Origin of the sequence: Pseudomonas syringae pv. tagetis (assembly GCF_022557255.1) — a bacterium.
In the GTDB taxonomy this organism is placed as follows: Bacteria; Pseudomonadota; Gammaproteobacteria; order Pseudomonadales; family Pseudomonadaceae; genus Aquipseudomonas; species Aquipseudomonas caricapapayae.
The window spans coordinates 325411-343405 of record NZ_CP092923.1 but is presented as its reverse complement, the minus strand read 5'-3'; the positions used below and the strand labels follow the sequence as shown (position 1 = coordinate 343405).

Annotated in this window: 17 protein-coding genes and 2 pseudogenes; 14 read left to right on the top strand and 5 right to left on the bottom strand. The window is 59.1% G+C overall.

The genetic code is table 11. The features are described from left to right. The first annotated feature begins 29 nt into the window (after positions 1-29). On the top strand, positions 30-644 hold the full coding sequence (locus tag MME58_RS01570) for a TetR/AcrR family transcriptional regulator (RefSeq protein WP_054987970.1): 615 nt from the start codon (positions 30-32) through the stop codon (positions 642-644). 360 nt (positions 645-1004) lie between these two features. Here the strand turns inward: MME58_RS01570 and MME58_RS01565 are convergent, their stop codons facing one another. The 3 genes from MME58_RS01565 to MME58_RS01555 all read right to left on the bottom strand — a co-directional run bounded on the left by MME58_RS01565 (position 1005) and on the right by MME58_RS01555 (position 2645). Continuing rightward, a complete protein-coding gene (locus MME58_RS01565) occupies positions 1005-1778 on the bottom strand; it encodes a phasin family protein (RefSeq protein ID WP_054988128.1) in 774 nt (257 codons plus the stop codon). A gap of 10 nt (positions 1779-1788) precedes the next feature. Then, a complete protein-coding gene (locus MME58_RS01560) occupies positions 1789-2262 on the bottom strand; it encodes a phasin family protein (RefSeq protein ID WP_054988129.1) in 474 nt (157 codons plus the stop codon). A 104-nt stretch (positions 2263-2366) separates the two neighbouring features. Continuing rightward, complete coding sequence (locus MME58_RS01555) at positions 2367-2645, bottom strand: polyhydroxyalkanoic acid system family protein (protein WP_054988160.1); 279 nt, start codon at positions 2643-2645, stop codon at positions 2367-2369. A gap of 143 nt (positions 2646-2788) precedes the next feature. On the opposite strand from MME58_RS01555, the gene ubiE reads away from it, so the two are divergent. The 13 genes and pseudogenes from ubiE (at position 2789) to MME58_RS27650 (ending at position 13055) form a co-directional block, all read left to right on the top strand. Beyond that, entirely contained in the window at positions 2789-3559 is a 771-nt protein-coding gene (gene ubiE, locus MME58_RS01550) for a bifunctional demethylmenaquinone methyltransferase/2-methoxy-6-polyprenyl-1,4-benzoquinol methylase UbiE (protein ID WP_002551635.1), read from the top strand. Continuing rightward, positions 3559-4182 (top strand): ubiquinone biosynthesis accessory factor UbiJ, encoded by a 624-nt coding sequence (locus MME58_RS01545; protein WP_054988130.1) that lies wholly within the window; start codon positions 3559-3561, stop codon positions 4180-4182. The genes ubiE and MME58_RS01545 overlap by 1 nt, the downstream gene beginning before the upstream one ends. Next, on the top strand, positions 4179-5798 hold the full coding sequence (ubiB, locus tag MME58_RS01540) for a ubiquinone biosynthesis regulatory protein kinase UbiB (protein WP_055004899.1): 1620 nt from the start codon (positions 4179-4181) through the stop codon (positions 5796-5798). Before MME58_RS01545 ends, ubiB begins: the two co-directional genes overlap by 4 nt. 67 nt (positions 5799-5865) lie before the next feature. Further along, on the top strand, positions 5866-6258 hold the full coding sequence (gene hisI, locus MME58_RS01535; protein WP_054988132.1) for a phosphoribosyl-AMP cyclohydrolase: 393 nt from the start codon (positions 5866-5868) through the stop codon (positions 6256-6258). 2 nt (positions 6259-6260) lie between these two features. Beyond that, the gene (locus MME58_RS01530) at positions 6261-6593 is read left to right on the top strand and encodes a phosphoribosyl-ATP diphosphatase (RefSeq protein WP_054988133.1); all 333 of its coding nucleotides are present in this window, start codon (positions 6261-6263) and stop codon (positions 6591-6593) included. Positions 6594-6637: 44 nt separating this feature from the next. Further along, positions 6638-6913, top strand: a complete 276-nt coding sequence (locus MME58_RS01525) for a twin-arginine translocase TatA/TatE family subunit (protein ID WP_055004900.1) — start codon at positions 6638-6640, stop codon at positions 6911-6913. A 4-nt stretch (positions 6914-6917) separates the two neighbouring features. Next, positions 6918-7400 carry a Sec-independent protein translocase protein TatB gene (tatB, locus tag MME58_RS01520; protein ID WP_055004901.1) on the top strand — a complete coding sequence of 161 codons (483 nt, stop codon included), beginning with the start codon at positions 6918-6920 and terminating at the stop codon, positions 7398-7400. After that, complete coding sequence (tatC, locus tag MME58_RS01515; protein WP_005743129.1) at positions 7397-8197, top strand: twin-arginine translocase subunit TatC; 801 nt, start codon at positions 7397-7399, stop codon at positions 8195-8197. Before tatB ends, tatC begins: the two co-directional genes overlap by 4 nt. Then, complete coding sequence (locus MME58_RS01510; protein ID WP_054988135.1) at positions 8194-8901, top strand: 16S rRNA (uracil(1498)-N(3))-methyltransferase; 708 nt, start codon at positions 8194-8196, stop codon at positions 8899-8901. Before tatC ends, MME58_RS01510 begins: the two co-directional genes overlap by 4 nt. A gap of 90 nt (positions 8902-8991) precedes the next feature. Next, positions 8992-10053 (top strand): annotated as a pseudogene (locus tag MME58_RS27995) (methyl-accepting chemotaxis protein); the annotation flags it as partial. Further along, a complete protein-coding gene (locus MME58_RS27990; protein ID WP_445940057.1) occupies positions 10045-10908 on the top strand; it encodes a methyl-accepting chemotaxis protein in 864 nt (287 codons plus the stop codon). The pseudogene MME58_RS27995 and the gene MME58_RS27990, both read left to right, overlap by 9 nt. A 203-nt stretch (positions 10909-11111) precedes the next feature. Further along, a pseudogene (locus tag MME58_RS27655) lies at positions 11112-12197 on the top strand (methyl-accepting chemotaxis protein); the annotation flags it as partial. Next, a complete protein-coding gene (locus tag MME58_RS27650; RefSeq protein ID WP_407075165.1) occupies positions 12180-13055 on the top strand; it encodes a methyl-accepting chemotaxis protein in 876 nt (291 codons plus the stop codon). The pseudogene MME58_RS27655 and the gene MME58_RS27650, both read left to right, overlap by 18 nt. Before the next feature lie 258 nt (positions 13056-13313). Here the strand turns inward: MME58_RS27650 and mdoH are convergent, their stop codons facing one another. Both mdoH and MME58_RS01490 read right to left on the bottom strand, forming a co-directional pair. Then, positions 13314-15896: a glucans biosynthesis glucosyltransferase MdoH gene (gene mdoH, locus MME58_RS01495; protein WP_054988138.1), complete on the bottom strand. Its 2583-nt coding sequence runs from the start codon at positions 15894-15896 to the stop codon at positions 13314-13316. Continuing rightward, positions 15889-17817, bottom strand: a complete 1929-nt coding sequence (locus tag MME58_RS01490) for a glucan biosynthesis protein G (RefSeq protein WP_054988161.1) — start codon at positions 17815-17817, stop codon at positions 15889-15891. Before MME58_RS01490 ends, mdoH begins: the two co-directional genes overlap by 8 nt. Positions 17818-17995: the final 178 nt, after the last annotated feature.

The window sequence follows — 17995 nt, the reverse complement described above, 5'->3', positions numbered from 1 at the left end:
CCCCTCTGACTCTTGAACAAGAAGACCGGATGAAAACCCGCGACCGTATCCTTGAATGTGCCTTGACGTTGTTCAATCAACAGGGCGAGCCCAACGTTTCCACACTGGAAATTGCCAATGAAATGGGGATCAGCCCTGGCAACCTGTATTACCACTTTCATGGCAAGGAGCCTTTGATTCTGAGTCTTTTCGAGCGGTTTCAAACCGAGCTGGCTCCGTTGCTGGATCCGCCCTCGGATGCCAGGCTTGAGGCCGAGGACTACTGGATGTTTCTGCACCTGATTGTCGAGCGTTTGTCGCACTATCGTTTTCTGTTTCAAGACCTGTCCAACCTCGCCGGAAGGCTGCCAAAACTGGCTCGCGGCATTCGCAATCTGCTCAACTCGATCAAGAAAACCCTTGCCTCGCTGCTGGCCCGCCTGAAATCCAGAGGGCAGTTGGTCAGCGAAACCCAGGCGCTGGGGCAGTTGGTGGAACAGATCACCATGAACCTGCTGTTTTCGCTGGATTACCAACGGATTCTGGGCCGTGAGGGCGATGTGCGGGTGGTGGTCTACCAGATCATGATGCTCGTGACCCCGCACCTGTTGCCCACCTCAAGAGAGGCGGCAGAACAGTTGGCGATGGAGTACCTGGGTGGGTGAACATGGGCGCGATAAGCGTTCTCCCTGACGCATCTCGCGCCGCGCCGCATGCTCAAGAGCGGACGCAGGGCGTCCAGAACGGCACGCCGACGCAGAGCGTCGCACGATAGCGGTGCTGGCACGATAGTTGAAAATTGGTCTAAAACTGCATTAGCAGGCTGAACGCCCGCCCCCTGTGGGAGCGAACTTGTTCGCGAAAGGGCCGGCACATTCCCCGAAGATGCATCGTCTGAACCACCCTCTTCGCGAACAAGTTCGCTCCCACGGCCTTCGGCCAGAAGCTTTGGCATGGCAGGTATTCGGGGTATTAAAAAAGCCCGGCCTGTTTGACAGGCCGGGCTTCGATGTTGCAGCCGGTTATCAGGACTGGCTGGCGGGTGTTTCCGGTGCAGCAGCCGGGGCGGTTGCCGCAGGCGTCGAACTGGTTGCCGGAGTCGCCGATGCAGCAGGCTTGGCGGCGGGTTTGCGGGCAGCCGGTTTTTTCGCCGCAGTCGGCTTGGCAACCGCCTTGGCCTTGCTGGCTGTAGCCGTAGCGGCCTTGCTGGCTGCATCGACCGGTTTGGCCGCAGCTTTCTTGACTGCCGGCTTGGCCGCAGCGGTTTTGGCAGCGGCTTTATCTGCCGTTTTGGCGACGGTTTTGGCCGCGGCCTTGACCAACGGTTTAGCCGCAGTCTTCGGTGCAGGTTTGGCCGCCACCGAACGCGAAGCAACCGGCTTGGCCTTCTCGCCCGTCAACAACTCGATCTGCCGGGTCAACTGGTCGACCTTGCTGTGCAGCGCCTGAACTTCATTGCGGCTCGGCACGCCCAGACGCGAAATAGCACTGTTAAGGCGCTTGTCAAAAGCCCCTTCCAGCTCATTCCATTTGCCAACCGCGAGGTCTTTTACGTCGCCGACCCGCGACTTGGCTGTCTTAGCGGTGTCCTTGACCTCGTCCAGTTGCTTCTGCGCCTCGACCTTGGTCTGCTTCTCGGCTTTCTCGCCATCCTTTACCAGTGTCTCGAACAGCTTGCTGCCGTCGTTGCTGATCTTGGAATAGGCACCCAGACCAGCCAGCCATATCTGGCGAGAGTATTTCTCGACCTCACCAATCCATGAGCTGCCGTCTTTATCGGTTTTTTTCTTGCCAGCCATCCTGCTCTCCTTATTGTCCAGACTCTGAACGTACGAATCGTTTCGACCCGGAGCGTTCGAGCTTTTTGGGCCCGACACGTTCAAGCAATGCCGTCAGCTCGTCGAGCTTGGCAGAGAGCGTGTCAACGTCATGTTTAGACGGGATTGCGATGCGGTTCAAGGCTTTTGCGATACGACGGTCGAAAGCGCCCTCGATTCTGCCGAGTTGCGCACCGACACGACCTTTGGCGTAAGACACTTCGCCCTTGATCGAGTCGATTTCGCTGTTGGCCGCAAGACGCGTTTCATCAACCGTTCTGACGACGTCCTTTTCCGCCTGCTCGCCGGTCTTGATCAGGTCCTTGACGTACTGCGTGCCTTCCTCGTTGACTCTGGAATAGGCGCCCAGACCTGCCAGCCAGATCTTGCGGGCATACAGCCTGACGTCGGAAAGCGTGGAGGACTGCTGGTCTTCGATCTTTTTCTTCGTGTTCACTCTGGCCATGGTGCACCTCATGCTCGAAAGTTGAAGGAACCGCCCCGGAACGGGCATGAGCACAAAGTTACGGAGAAAAATTAGAATGCTCACCCTAGTGTGCGCCGCAGGCTTCAGGCCGCCAGGGCTTTATCCAGTACCCGCTCGACTTCTGCCTTGATCGACCCGCTCATGGTCGACAGAATGAAGTTCAGCTCAATCTCGATGCGGATCAACGCTTCTTCGACTTCGACCTTGCCTTTGGCACCCTTGCCTTCCAGTTTCACGGTATCGCCCGCCCATTCGTGGGCCAGCCCGTATTTGTCGGAAAGCTTCTCGACCAGTTGCTCGGCCTTCTCGCGAGCCTTTTCCCGGCCCAGGGTGTGCGGGCGTTCAACGGTTATCTTGGCCATGCAGGCTTCCTTGATGGTCATGTGAAATGCGGCGCAACTATATACACCCGCCTGCATCCAAGAAAGCGTTGCTGGTGAGCCTTGTCAAGACAAAGCCGGCCCTGGCGATTAGAATGGCCCGCACTCTATTCCGGTGAAGCGATATGAACGATCAGCGCAAAGGCAGCGATGCCGAACCTACGACTCACTTCGGTTACAAAAATGTACCGGAAAGCCAGAAGGCAGAAAAAGTCGCTGAGGTTTTCCATTCGGTTGCGGCCAAATACGACCTGATGAACGACCTGCTGTCCGGTGGCATGCATCGCCTGTGGAAGCGTTTTGCAATCGAGCTTTCAGGTGTCCGTACCGGCAACCGCGTACTGGACATTGCCGGTGGCACGGGCGACCTGACCCGCAAATTCTCGAATCTGGTCGGCCCGACCGGCCAGGTCGTGCTGGCCGACATCAACGCCTCGATGCTCAAGGTCGGTCGGGACCGCCTGCTGGACCTTGGCGTGTCGGGCAATGTCGAGTTCGTCCAGGCCGACGCCGAAAAGCTGCCGTTCCCGGACAACCATTTCGACTGTGTGACCATCGCCTTCGGCCTGCGCAACGTGACGCACAAGGAAGACGCCCTGCGCTCGATGCTGCGCGTGCTCAAGCCCGGTGGACGCCTGCTGGTGCTGGAGTTCTCCAAGCCAACCAACAAGCTCATGTCCAAGGCGTACGACGCCTATTCCTTTGCGTTCATGCCGTTGATGGGCAAGCTGGTCACCAACGACTCGGAGAGTTACCGCTACCTGGCCGAATCGATCCGCATGCACCCCAACCAGGAAACCCTCAAGTCGATGATGGTGGAAGCCGGTTTTGACCGCGTTACCTACCACAACATGACTGCGGGCGTCGTGGCCTTGCACCGCGGTATCAAACCCTGATGTTGCTTCGGGGGCTGCTCGCCAGTATCGAGCACGGCATCAATCGCGTGCTGCGTCTGGACAGCACGGCGCTACCGCGCATGGCACGGCTGTCCGGTCATGTCATCGCTGTGGACTGTCGCGATCCGTCCCTGAAAATCTTCATCCTGCCCAGTGACGAAGGTCTTCTTCTGGCCGCTGACTGGGCTGCCGACGCCGATTGCACGTTGCGCGCACCGGCCTCCAGCCTGCTGCGTCTCGCCCTGAGCAAGGACAAGACCGCCGTGCTGCATGGCCCTGACGTCGAACTCGACGGAGACAGTGGCGTGCTGCTCGAACTGGTCGGCATTCTTCAGGACCTGGAACTGGATTGGGAACACGAACTGTCCAGCTGGATCGGCCCGGTGGCCAGCCAGTTGCTCGGCAGCCGATTGCGCAGCAGCGGGCGCTGGACGCGTGAAAGCCTCAACAGCCTCAGCCAGAACGTTGCCGATTACCTCAGCGAAGAATCCCGCACGCTGGTGGGCAAACACGAAGCCGAAGCACGATTTGCCGAACTCGATCGGATCAAACTCGATCTGGACCGTCTCGAGGCGCGCTTTGCCCGCCTTGCCCACTCCCTCAATACCAGCGATAACGCATGAAGCTGCTTGCCGTCCGCCGTCTGTTTCGCATTCAACGTGTCGTTATCCGCTATCGCCTCGATGACCTGTTGTTCGCCCTGCCCTTGCCGTGGTGGCTGCTCGCGGTGCGTTTCGTGCTGCCCTGGCGCTGGCTGCCACGGCGCAAATCCGAGCTGAGCCGTGGCGTACGCTTTCGTCTGGCATTGCAGGACCTGGGGCCGATTTTCATCAAGTTCGGGCAACTGCTGTCCACCCGCCGCGATCTTCTGCCCGAAGACATCGCCGACGAACTGATGCTGCTGCAGGACCGCGTTCCACCCTTTGATCAGCAATTGGCGATCAAGCTGATCGAAGAGCAGCTTGGCGCGCGCATCTGTGATGTATTCAGCCGTTTTGACGAGACGCCGCTGGCATCGGCTTCGGTTGCCCAGGTGCATGCGGCCTGCCTGAAGACCGGCGAAGAAGTGGTGGTGAAAGTGGTACGCCCCGGCCTCAAGCCGGTCATTGGCCAAGACCTCGCGTGGCTGTTCATTCTCGCCCGCACGGCCGAGCGCGTCTCGGCCGACGCCCGCCTGCTGCACCCGGTGCAGGTGGTGATGGATTACGAGAAAACCATCTATGACGAGCTGGACCTGCTGCGCGAAGCGGCCAACTCCAGCCAGCTGCGGCGTAACTTCGAAGGCTCCGACCTGCTTTATGTACCACAAGTCTACTGGGACTGGTGCCGTCCGAAAGTGCTGGTCATGGAGCGCATCTACGGCCTTCAGGTCACCGACCTGGCCGCACTGGCCGACCAGCGTACCGACATGAAGCTGCTGGCCGAGCGCGGTGTGGAGATCTTTTTTACCCAGATATTTCGTGACAGTTTCTTCCACGCCGACATGCACCCCGGCAATATTTTCGTCAGCACCGTGAATCCGTGGAGCCCGAAATACATTGCCATCGACTGCGGAATCGTCGGCAGCCTGACACCGGAAGATCAGGATTATCTGGCCCGTAACCTGTTTGCCTTCTTCAAGCGTGATTATCGTCGGGTTGCGCAGCTGCACATCGATTCGGGCTGGGTGCCGGCAGAGACCAAGCTCAACGAGTTTGAAGCTGCAATCCGTACGGTCTGCGAACCGATTTTCGAGAAGCCGCTCAAGGATATTTCCTTTGGCCAGGTGTTGATGCGCCTGTTCCAGACTGCACGCCGCTTCAATATGGAAGTCCAGCCGCAACTGGTTCTGCTGCAGAAGACTCTGCTCAATATCGAAGGGCTGGGTCGTCAGTTGTACCCCGATCTGGACCTGTGGAGCACCGCGCAGCCGTATCTGGAGCGCTGGATGCGTGAACGGGTCAGCCCGAAAACCCTGTTGGGCAATCTGCAATCACAGGTCGAGCAACTGCCGCATATCGCCGGCATGACCCGCGATCTGCTGGAGCGCATGTCTCGCCCTCACGCTTCGGATCCGCCACGGCCCTGGCACGAGCGCAAGGACGAGCCGGTCCTGCGGCTTATCGGCGCTGCGTTGCTGGTGGGCGGCGCGATACAGGGCTGGGTGATGAGTGAGGCAGCCACCCAACTGCTGACGCTCACCGCGTGGCCAGCGGCAATCATGCTGATCGCCGGGCTGTATCTGATCGTTCGCCGATAGCCAGCAGCGTATGGCGCTGGCACACTGTTTAATCCGCCGGGCATGAAAGCCGGCTGCCGGAGTAGATATGAAAGACTGGCTGGACGAGATTCATTGGAACAGCGACGGTCTGGTGCCTGCAATCGCTCAGGATTACAAGACCGGCCGGGTATTGATGATGGCCTGGATGAACCGCGAGGCCCTGAGTCTGACGGCGTCCGAGAATCGTGCCATCTATTGGTCGCGTTCGCGTGGCAAACTCTGGCGCAAGGGTGAAGAATCGGGGCATGTGCAAAAGCTGCATGAACTGCGTCTGGACTGCGACGCCGACGTCATTATCCTGATGGTCGAGCAGATCGGTGGTATCGCATGCCATACCGGCCGTGAAAGCTGCTTCTATCGAGTGTATGAAAACTCAGGCTGGAAGACCGTCGACCCGGTTCTGAAAGATCCTGATGCCATTTACCACGCAGGCCACTGAACATGACTGATACGTTGTCCCGTCTGGCCCAAGTGCTGGAATCACGCAAGGACGCCGCTGCCGACAGCTCCTATGTCGCCAGTCTGTATCACAAGGGCCTGAACAAGATTCTGGAAAAACTCGGCGAAGAGTCGATCGAGACCATCATTGCTGCCAAGGACGCGGCGGTCAGCGGTGATTGCAGTGACGTGATCTATGAAACCGCCGACCTATGGTTTCACAGCATGGTGATGCTCGCCGCGCTGGGCCAGCACCCACAAGCCGTGCTCGATGAACTGGACCGCCGATTCGGCTTGTCCGGCCACGCGGAAAAAGCCGCTCGCACAGCAGAGTAACGCTCTCCCCTTTCAAGCTTGAAATCTTTTACGAGGACTGTTTCATGGGTATTTTTGACTGGAAACACTGGATCGTCATCCTGATCGTCGTGGTACTGGTTTTCGGGACCAAGAAACTCAAGGGCCTGGGCAGCGATGTGGGTGAGTCGATCAAGGGCTTTCGCAAGGCCATGAATGATGACGACAAGCCAGCCGAACAGCCTGCACCTCAACCCCAGCAGGCACAGCCGACGCCTCAGGGCTCGCCGCTGAATCAGCCGCACACCATCGACGCGCAGGCACACAAAGTCGACGAGCCGATCCGCAAAGACCAGGTTTAAGCCCATGTTCGGTATCAGCTTCTCTGAACTGCTGCTCGTCGGCCTGGTTGCCTTGCTGGTACTGGGTCCCGAGCGCCTGCCGGGTGCTGCACGCACCGCAGGCTTATGGATCGGCCGGTTGAAGCGCAGCTTCAATGCGATCAAACAGGAAGTTGAACGTGAAATCGGGGCTGACGAAATTCGTCGGCAGTTGCACAACGAGCACATTATTTCGCTGGAAGACGAAGCGCGCAAAATGTTCGCTCAGAATCAGCACCCCGAGACCACGTACGAGCCGGTAAACCCGCCGCCGGCAGCGACCCCTGCCGAAGCGCCGACCGCCAGCGCCGCACACAACGAGGGCACGCCCCACGAGCTCGGCCCTGCGCAACCTGCGGCACCGAAAACCGCACTGTCGCTGGAGAAAACCGCGAAGCCAGACGACGCTGGCACACCGGCCCCGGCACCTTCCGCCCACGATTCGTCATTGCCACCGCGAGCCCCATGAGCGCTGATATCCCGGAAAACGATCAGCAAATGCCGCTGATCTCGCACCTCACCGAGCTGCGTACACGCCTGTTGCGCTGTGTAGCGGCAGTGTTCCTGATTTTTGCCGGTCTGTTCTACTTCACGCAGAAGATCTACACACTGGTCTCGGCACCGTTGCGTGTCTACCTGCCTGAAGGCGCGACGATGATTGCCACCGATGTGGCCTCGCCCTTCATCACGCCATTCAAGCTGACCATGATGGTCGCGCTGTTCCTGTCCATGCCGGTCATCCTGCACCAGATATGGGGCTTTATCGCGCCGGGCCTGTACAAGCATGAGAAGCGCGTTGCGGTGCCGTTGCTGGTGTCGAGCATCATCCTGTTCTACGCAGGCATGGCTTTCGCCTACTTTCTGGTCTTTCCGCTGATTTTCCACTTTTTCGCCAGCGTGACCCCGGAAGGCGTTTCGATGATGACGGACATCGCCAGCTATCTGGACTTCGTGATGACGCTGTTCTTCGCCTTTGGCGTGGCCTTCGAAATCCCGGTGGCCGTGGTGTTGCTGGTCTGGATCGGTATCGTCGACGTCAAATACCTGAAGAAGATCCGCCCGTACGTGATCATCGGCTGCTTCGTGGTCGGCATGATCCTGACTCCGCCGGACATCTTCTCGCAGACACTGCTGGCGGTACCGATGTGGCTACTGTTCGAGCTGGGCGTATTGTGCAGTTCGATGATCAAGAAGCGTGGCGAGCATCCGGACGATCAGGCCGAGGACGCTGACAAGCAGGATCAGCCGCCCGCGACTACACCGTGAACCTGCTGCTGCTTGAGGAAGCCGATTTCATTGCGGCTGACCGTGTGATCCTGCGTGATCGCCGCTTGAAGCACATGCAGGAGGTGCACCGCGCAGAGGTCGGCGACAGTCTGCGCGTGGGTCGCATCAATGGCTTGCTGGGCAGTGCCGAACTGCTGCGCCTTGAACCTCATGAAGCAGAGCTGCGCGTTGCTCTGGATACCGCGCCGCCGGCAAAACTGCCTCTGACCCTGTTGCTGGCGCTGCCACGCCCCAAGATGTTACGACGGGTGTTCCAGACCATCGCGACCATGGGCGTGCCGAAAGTCATCTTGCTGAACAGCTACAGGGTCGAAAAAAGCTTCTGGCAAACACCGTTTCTGGAGCCCGAAGCAATCCGCGAGCAGTTGATTCTGGGTCTGGAGCAGGCGCGCGACTCTGTGCTGCCTGAAATCGTGATCGAGAAACGCTTCAAGCCTTTCGTTGAAGACCGTTTGCCGCAACTGGCGACCGATACTCTGGGCCTGGTCGGCCATCCCGGCGACTTCCCCTCCTGTCCACGCGCCATCTCGCAACCCGTCACCCTGGCTATCGGCCCCGAAGGTGGCTGGATCCCTTACGAAATCGATCTGTTGCGTCAGTCAGGTTTGCAGCCGGTGCAACTGGGCGAGCGCATACTGCGCGTCGAAACTGCAGTAACAGCCCTTCTTGCTCGCCTGTTCTAGCCTCCTTAGTGCCAACTAAGCCGCTTCAGTTAGATGACACGCGGCCGATGTAAGTACATTCGTAAGAGAACAGACATCTAAGGAGCGGTCATGTCTAGTGGGTTATCTCAACGTCTCGCTAACGCGAGCGTAAGCTTGAAACTGGCCATCGGCTTTGGGCTGGTCCTGCTGATGACACTGATGATCTCGGCCACCGGCTGGTTCAGCAATCAGTCACTGATCAGCCGCGGGGACCGTGTCACAGCGATTGCAGAGGTGAACGAGCTGACCCTTCAGTTACGCATCAACCGGATGCGCTATGAATCGTTATATAACGCAGAGACGGCAGCGGAAGTAAGAAGTACGCTCGATCAGCTCGACGCTGCACTTCAAACCGCCCGAAACCTGCTGCGGACCCCAGAGAATATTCAGTTGCTGGACGGCCAGATCCAGTCAACCCGCGAGTATCGCCAGTCGTTTGAAGAGATGACCAAGGCTATCGACACTCGCGAGGCAAGCCGCAGCCAGATGGGCGATAACGCCGACAAGGCGGTGGCTGAGGCCGACAAGATCGAAGCCGAGCTGCTCAAGGCCGATAATATCCTTGCCTTCAACGGCATCGTCGGGGTCAGCAAGCTGATTCAACAGGCGCGCTTTCAGGTCCGCGGTTACACCTACAGCGGCCGTCCCGACTTTGAAAAGAATGCCAATCAGGCGATTGACGATGCTATTACCGGGATAAACACCCTGGCGGGCGATATTTCTTCCGACTACATGCCATCTCTGCAACAGGCCATTGCCGGCCTCAAGGGCTATCGCGCCGCTGTAGGCCAATACCGTGATGCGCAGGCCGCCAGCAGGGTAGCACTGGAAAAGATGACCACGCTCGGTGTCAGCATGCTGGCCACCAGTAATGATCTGATCGCCAGACAGAACAAGAGCCGCGACGCAGACAGCGAAAAGTCGGTCACGATGATCGCAGCAGCTACCGCGCTGGCATTGGTGCTGAGCATCCTGGCCGCATGGGTCATCACCCGCCAGATCACCACACCGCTGCGGGAGACCCTTGAAGTCGTGGAGCGGGTTGCCTCTGGCGACCTCAGTCGTAACCTCAAGGTTGATCGCAAGGATGAGCTGGGCAAGCTGCAAAGCACGATCCAGCGCATGACTGTCAGCTTGCGCGAGTTGGTGGGCGGGATTCGCGACGGTGTGACCCAGATCGCCAGTGCAGCGGAAGAGCTGTCGGCCGTGACCGAACAGACCAGTGCCGGGGTCAACAGCCAGAAGGTCGAGACCGATCAGGTGGCCACGGCCATGCATGAGATGACCGCGACCGTGCAGGAAGTCGCACGCAACGCCGAGGAGGCCTCTGAAGCCGCAGTGGCCGCTGACCAGCAAGCTCGTGACGGTGAGCGAGTGGTCAACGAAGCCATCGCGCAGATCGAACGCCTGGCGTCTGCGGTGGGCAATTCCAGCGAAGCGATGGGTGCTCTGAAACAGGAAAGTGACAAGATCGGCAGTGTGCTGGACGTCATCAAGTCGGTCGCGGAACAGACCAATCTGCTGGCCCTGAACGCCGCCATCGAGGCCGCCCGCGCCGGGGAAGCGGGTCGTGGCTTTGCCGTGGTCGCCGATGAAGTACGCAGTCTGGCGCAGCGCACACAAAAGTCCACCGAGGAGATCGAAGCGCTGATCGCCCGCCTGCAAAGCGGCACACAGCAGGCCGCAACGGTCATGGACAGCAGTCGCGAACTGAGCACCAGTAGCGTGGAGCTGACGCGCCGTGCCGGCGGCTCGCTGGAGAACATCACCAAAACCGTCTCGGCAATCCAGGCGATGAACCAGCAGATCGCAGCGGCGGCCGAAGAGCAGAGTGCCACGGCTGAAGAGATCAACCGCAGCATCATCAACGTGCGCGACGTGTCCGAACAGACGTCTGCCGCCAGTGAGGAAACCGCGGCCTCCAGTGTCGAGCTCGCAAGACTGGGCAACCATCTCCAGTTGCTGGTGAGTCGCTTCACTGTCTGACCACAGAGGCTCCCGCCCGTGCCAGCACTGAGCACGGGCGTCCTTCACCCGGTAAAACGTGACACCTGTCACCCCCTCTTCGCACTCGGAAATCTCCTACGACCTTCTCAGGTCACACACTGAATCACCCTGCCGATGCGCTCACAACGCACGTCCCGACTCGCTCGTAACGTGCTTTTGTTCGCTCATTGCAGGAGATTCCAATGTTCCGACTGATCAATCACGCGCTCGGCAACATGAACGTCAGATTCAAACTGTCCCTGGGTTTCGGCCTGGTGCTGTTACTGACCCTGATTATCACACTCACCGGCTGGCATGGTCTTTACACCATGATCGACCGCTCCGAGTCACTTTCGGACATCGCTCAGCTCAACAGCCTGACCAAAGACCTGCGCGCCGAACGAATCACCGACCGCGTAGAAAAGACACCGGAAAGCACGGCACTGGTGACAGACAAGCTCAATGAAATGAAAGCCCAGCTCACGTCGCTGCACCGACAGAGCGTAGAGGCAGAAACCATTGTGCTGCTCAACGGACAGTTCGAGACGTTGAGCAGGATGGAGAAAACCTTCACGGAAATCCGGACCAACCGACAGATCCGCAACCAGATTCGCGCGCGCCTGGAACAAGCGTCAGAACAGGCGCTCGAGGCGATCGCGCAGGTTGAAACAGAGGTCCTCAAGAGCGTAAGTCAGGAACAGGACAGCAGTGAGCAACTGGAGGAATTCACCAATATTTCCCAGCTCAGGCAGCAGGTCCAGATCGCTCGTTATCAGGTACAGGCGTATACCTTCACCACTCAGGAAGCAGATGAAACTGCAGCCATCACGGCCATTGACGAAGCGCTCAAGGAAATCGGGCAGATCGCCCAGGACGAGGGCAACGAAAGCCTTCAAGGCCTGGTACCTGCAACCGCAGCACTGCAAGGCTATCGGGAACGGCTGAACGAGTTCAAACAGATTCAGGCCAAAGCCGAGGCGGACCAGGAAATCATGGAAGGTCTCGGTGGGACGCTACTGGACTCCGTCGCCGCGCTGAACCGCCTGCAAAACGCCCAGCGCGACAGTGAAGCTGCCAACTCCAGCGCTACGCTGAGCAGCGTCGCGGGCCTGGCACTGCTGATCGGATTGCTCGCCGCCTGGGTCATGACCCGACAGATCACTGTGCCATTGCAGCAGACACTGACTGCAGCGGCACGCATCGCGCAGGGCGATCTCAGCCAGAACATGTCGGTAACGCGTCGTGATGAAATGGGTCAGTTGCAGAGCAGCATGCAGACCATGACCATCAGCCTGCGTGAACTGATCGGCGGCATCAGCGCCGGTGTATCGCAGATCGCCAGCGCGGCCGAGCAGCTCTCGGCGGTCACCGAACAGAGCTGCGCCGGGGTCAACACCCAGAAGGACGAGACCGATCAGGTGGCCACGGCCATGAATGAAATGGCAGCGACCGTTCAAGAGGTCGCGCGCAATGCGCAAGAGGCGTCTCAGGCAGCCGCCCAGGCGGATCAACAGGCCCGCAGCGGCGACGAAGTGGTCGGTCAGGCAATCAGTCAGATCGAACAATTGGCGCGCGAAGTGGTGAACTCCACCCAATCGATGAATGAGCTCAAGCTGGAAAGCAACAAGATCGTCGGCGTTCTCGACGTGATCAAGTCCGTTTCCCAGCAAACCAACCTACTGGCCCTGAATGCGGCCATCGAGGCCGCTCGCGCAGGCGAGGCCGGACGAGGTTTCGCGGTGGTTGCCGATGAAGTGCGTGGCCTGGCGCAACGCACACAAAAGTCTACAGAAGAGATAGAAGAGTTGATCGCTGCACTGCAAAACGGTACCCAGCAGGTCGCAACCACGCTGGATAACAGCCGCACCCTGACCGACAACACCGTTGAACTGAGCCGCCGTGCGGGCAGCGCGCTGGAGCAGATCACCCGCACAGTGGCGACCATCCAGCACATGAACGAGCAGATCGCTACCGCCAGCGAAGAACAGAGCGTGGTCGCGGAACAGATCAACCGTAACGTCATCAGCGTCCGCGATATTTCCGAACAGACCGCCGCAGCCAGCGAGCAAACCGCAGCCTCCAGCGTCGAACTCGCCAGACTGGGAACGCACTTGCAGACACTGGTCGGGAAATTCAGGGTGGGTTGATAGATCTGCGACGCAAGGATTCCGACGCTGGGGCACTTGGCGTTATACACCAGCCTGCTTTTGATTCTGCCCAACGGGCGTAGGAGCGGACCTGTCCGCGAAGGGGTCGCCAAGCCTTCCGAACATGGATCGCCTGAACAACCTTCTTCGCGAACAAGTTCGCTCCTACCCCTCGCTTGCGTGGCTCTTTGCCACAAAGCCCAATAAAAAAGCCCCTGACGCGGTAAGCGTCAGGGGCTTTTTCGTAGCCGGGCGATCTTAGACCGGGACCGGCTCCGAGGAGTTGCCAACAGGCTGCAAAGGCAGCAGCGGCGCATGTGGATCAGCGTCGATGGAAGCCCTCCAGGCGGCGAGCCATTCTTCGTGACCTTCACTCCAGACGCGCTCATGCAGACGGCCAAGGGCAACCGGGTCGCTCAGCAGCATCAGGCGCTCCTGATTACCGAGTTTTGCCGGCCCCACCTTTAACGCCTGATCGACACGTTCCATACGCACCACTTCGATCGGCTTCGCCTGACGGTGGCGCGAGGTTGCCAGCGCGCAGGCCAGAGCATTCTGCCGAGGATCGACCACTGCACGTATGAAGCCTTGCTTCAGGGCGTGCCAGCGATTCTCATGGGTGTACTGATCGGTAGAGACCAGCTCTTGCGGCGGCTCGAACTCTTCAGGGATCAGGAAGAATTTCTCGTCACGCGCTTTGAGGCCCAGATTGGTACGGCTGGAAATCACCGAGACCGGAATCGACAGCATCAACGAGACCACGATGGGTGCGAGCCACCACAGGAAGCTCGGGTTCAACCAGAACACCAGCAAGGCCCAGCATGCGCCCAGCAATGTCTGCGGACCATGACGCTTCACCGCTTCGATCCATGGCGTGGAATCGTCATCGCGTTGCGGCGAGTTCCAGGTCGCAGCCCAGCCCAGAAAAGCGGCCAGTACGAAGCGTGTGTGGAACAGCATGCGTACCGGTGCCAGCAGCACCGAGAAGAGCATTTCCAGCAGCATCGAAACAGTGACCTTGAATTTGCCACCGAAGCCTTTCGCGCCTTTGGCCCAGATCAGAATGACGCTGAGCAGTTTAGGCAGGAACAGCAGGACAATGGTGGTGGAGAACAACGCAACGGCCTTTTCCGGGTGCCATTGTGGCCACAACGGATACAACTGACGCGGCTCAAGGAAGTAGGTCGGCTCCATCAGCGTGTTCACCGCCAGCAAGGCCGTGGACAGCACGAGGAAGAAGAACCACAACGGTGCCGACAGATAGGACATTACGCCCGTCAGGAACACCGCACGGTGAACCGGGTGCATGCCCTTGACCAGAAACAGCCTGAAGTTCATCAGGTTGCCGTGGCACCAGCGACGGTCACGCTTGAGTTCGTCCAGCAGGTTGGGCGGCAGCTCTTCATAACTGCCCGGCAGGTCATAGGCAATCCATACACCCCAGCCGGCACGGCGCATCAGCGCAGCTTCGACGAAGTCGTGAGACAGGATTGCACCGGCGAAGGCACCTTTACCGGGCAGCGGCGCCAGGGCGCAATGCTCGATGAACGGCTTCATGCGGATGATCGCGTTGTGGCCCCAGTAGTGGGATTCACCCAACTGCCAGAAGTGCAGGCCAGCCGTGAACAGCGGGCCGTAAACGCGAGTGGCGAACTGCTGCATGCGTGCATACAGCGTGTCCATACCCGACGCACGCGGGGCGGTCTGGATGATACCGGCATCAGGAGTCGCTTCCATCAGACGCACCAGACTGGTCAGGCACTCACCGCTCATGACGCTGTCGGCATCCAGCACGACCATGTAACGGTATTCACCGCCCCAACGACGGCAGAAGTCGTCCAGATTGCCGCTCTTGCGCTTTACGCGACGGCGACGACGGCGATAGAAGATCTTGCCGAAACCTTTGGTCTCGCGACACACATCCAGCCAGGCCTGTTGCTCGGCCACGGCAATGTCAGTCTCATTGGTGTCGCTGAGGACGAAGAAATCGAAGCGGTCCAGATCACCTGTAGCGGCTACCGACTCGAACGTTGCACGCAGACCGGCGAAAACCCGTGGCACGTCTTCATTGCAGATCGGCATGACCAACGCGGTGCGCGCGCCGGCTTCGATAGGCTCGTTACCTGCGCTGGCACCTGAGATGCGGTATTTGTCACGACCGGTGAGCAGTTCAAGAAAGCCCATCAGAGCGGTCCAGAAACCCGCCGATACCCAGCAGAACAGAATCCCGAACAGCAACAGAATGCTTGTCTGCAAGGCATAAGGCATGACCTGCAAAGCGGTCTGCACGAAGGTCTGACGGGTGATTTCGTCGAGCGAAACCAGCGACCAGCCCTGATACGGCAGGATGCCCTTCATGTACCAGCCAGCCACAATCGTCTGGCCCAGCATCAGGATCAGCAGAATGTAACGACGGATCGACCCCACGGTGCGCCAGCGTGCCTTCGGCAGATCACGCGGCAGATCGTCGTGATCCGGTTTGGGCGGATTGGTCTTGCCGGTCAGCCGACGCCAGCCACGGACCAGAATGTTGGTGCGCCAGGGCTCTGGCACGACCTTCGTTCGGCGAATGGGCGGTGTAGCCTTCAGGCACAGCCGACCGCTGGCATCGACGCCGAGCATCTCGGCGTCCTCCAGCTGGTCTGCGGTCGTCAGCGTAAGACGGCGACCCACCGAAGCCTGAGCGGCCTCGGCAGGATCATTGACCGGCTGCGCAGAGAGACGCTCATGCAACTCGGCGAAGGTCTTGCAGCCGGCAAGTTCTGCCCGCTGCTCGTCGCTCATCGGCAAATGCGCCAGGTACTCGTTCAGAGACACTGGCACCGGTAGAGAATTACTCATCGCTTGGCAACTGATAGCTCCAGGTCTCGGTCATGACTTGCAACGTCTTGGCCGGTTCCGGATGGGTGGGTGCTGCCTCGGTTTCAGGCTGCTGAATCTCTTTACCGTCCTTGTCCTTGGCTGCGTCAGCCTTGGCGACGTCGGCTTTGGCTGCATCGGCTTTGGCTGCATCGGCTTTGGCAACTTCGCCTTTACCTTTCGCAGCGTCGGCCTTGCCTGCTTCAGGCTTGGCGGCTTCTGGCTTCGTTGCGTCGGCCTTGGCGATTTCTACCTGGTCGTTGGCAGACTCCTTGGCAACTGCCGGCTTGGCAGCTTCCTTGGCGGCGGCCTTCTTCTCGTCTGCTTTATCTGCAACGAGCAGCGCAGGCTCCTTGCCCGGTTCGGCAGGGATTTCACGCAGCAGGTAGGCGCGCATCTCGGTTGGCTTGCCGGCGTCCTTGACCTTCACACGCAGGGTCAGGCGGTAGCCTTTGGTGACCGGGTTGTAACGCAGGTTGTTTTCCACCAGCTCGACGTTGTCGTCAGTGGTTACCTGGCTACGAATAGTCTTGTCTTCCGGCAGTGCGGCCAGTACCGGGCCCACGAAGTCGACCAGGAAGGCAAGGCTGCCGTCCGGTTGACGGATCAGGTTGGACTGACGCACGTCACCGATGGAACGTTGAGTCTGCTTGACCCAGCCCAGATCCGGCGAGTGAATCGAGTTTTCCTGCATGGTCCAGTGCAGACGGTAATCGAATGCCATTTCCTTGCCCGGCTCTGCCAGAGTCTCGGGTTTCCAGAAGGCTACGATGTTGTCGTTGGTCTCGTCGGCAGTCGGAATTTCGACCAGTTCGACAGTACCCTTGCCCCAATCGCCCTTCGGCTCGATCCAGGCGCTTGGGCGCTTGTCATAGCGGTCATCGAGGTCTTCGTACTGACTGAAATCGCGACCACGCTGCAACAGACCGAATCCACGCGGGTTCTCGACCGAGAAGCTGCTGATGGACAGGTGTTTAGGGTTGTTCAGCGGACGCCACAGCCACTCGCCGTTGGCTGCCTGAATCGACAGACCGCTCGAATCGTGCAGCTCGCGACGGTAGTTGGGCACACGCGAAGGCTGGTTTGCGCCGAACAGGAACATGCTGGTCAGAGGAGCAACGCCCAGCTTGTTGACCTTGTCACGCAGGAACATGCGCGATTTCACGTCAACCAGGGTGTTGGTGCCGGGACGCAGGGTCAACTGATAGGCACCGGTGGCACGCGGCGAATCGAGCAGCGCGAAGATCACCAGATGGTTGTCATCCGGGCCGGGTTTTTCGATCCAGAATTCCTTGAAGCGCGGAAACTCTTCACCGGATGGCGATGCAGTGTCGATCGCCATGCCTCGTGCGGACAAGCCATAGACCTGGCCCTTGCCGATCACGCGGAAATAGCTCGCGCCCAGCATGGTCATGATTTCGTCCTGCTTGTCATCCTTGTTGATCGGATACAGGACACGGAAACCGGCATAACCCAGTTTCTCGGTGGATTTGGGGTCGATCTTCAGATCGCCGAAGTCAAAACGATTCGGGTCGTACTTGATTTCGTCGACGCTGGTCGCGGTCACTTCGTTGATCTTGACCGGCGTGTCGAAGTGCATGCCCTGATGGTAGAACGACACCTTGAACGGCGTCTTCTCGCCCGCCCATTCGGCCTTGTCATCACGGAAGCGGATCTTCTGATAATCGGCAAACTTCATTTCGCGCAGCTCGTTCGGCAGATTGCTCTTAGGAGCCTCGAACTTCTGCCCGGCCATTTCCTTGGCCTTTGCCGCTACATCATCAAGATTGAACGCCCACAGCTGACCTGCGCTGAACAGGCATACAAGGGCCGAGCTTGCCAGAAGTGCACTACGCAACCGCTTGACAGGTGTCTTTGGAGCATCACAGGGACTAACAATCACGAGCAACCCTCGCCGAAAAACAGATGAAAAAACCAACGGCCAGCTATCAATGCCGGGTTGGCGAGCATTGTTCCGACTCCGAATGGGCTTAATGATTCCCCAATCCGGTGTCAGAACCGCTTTTGTCATACCAAATGGACCAACAGTGTCGATCCCCGTAACGCGCGATTATCCAGCA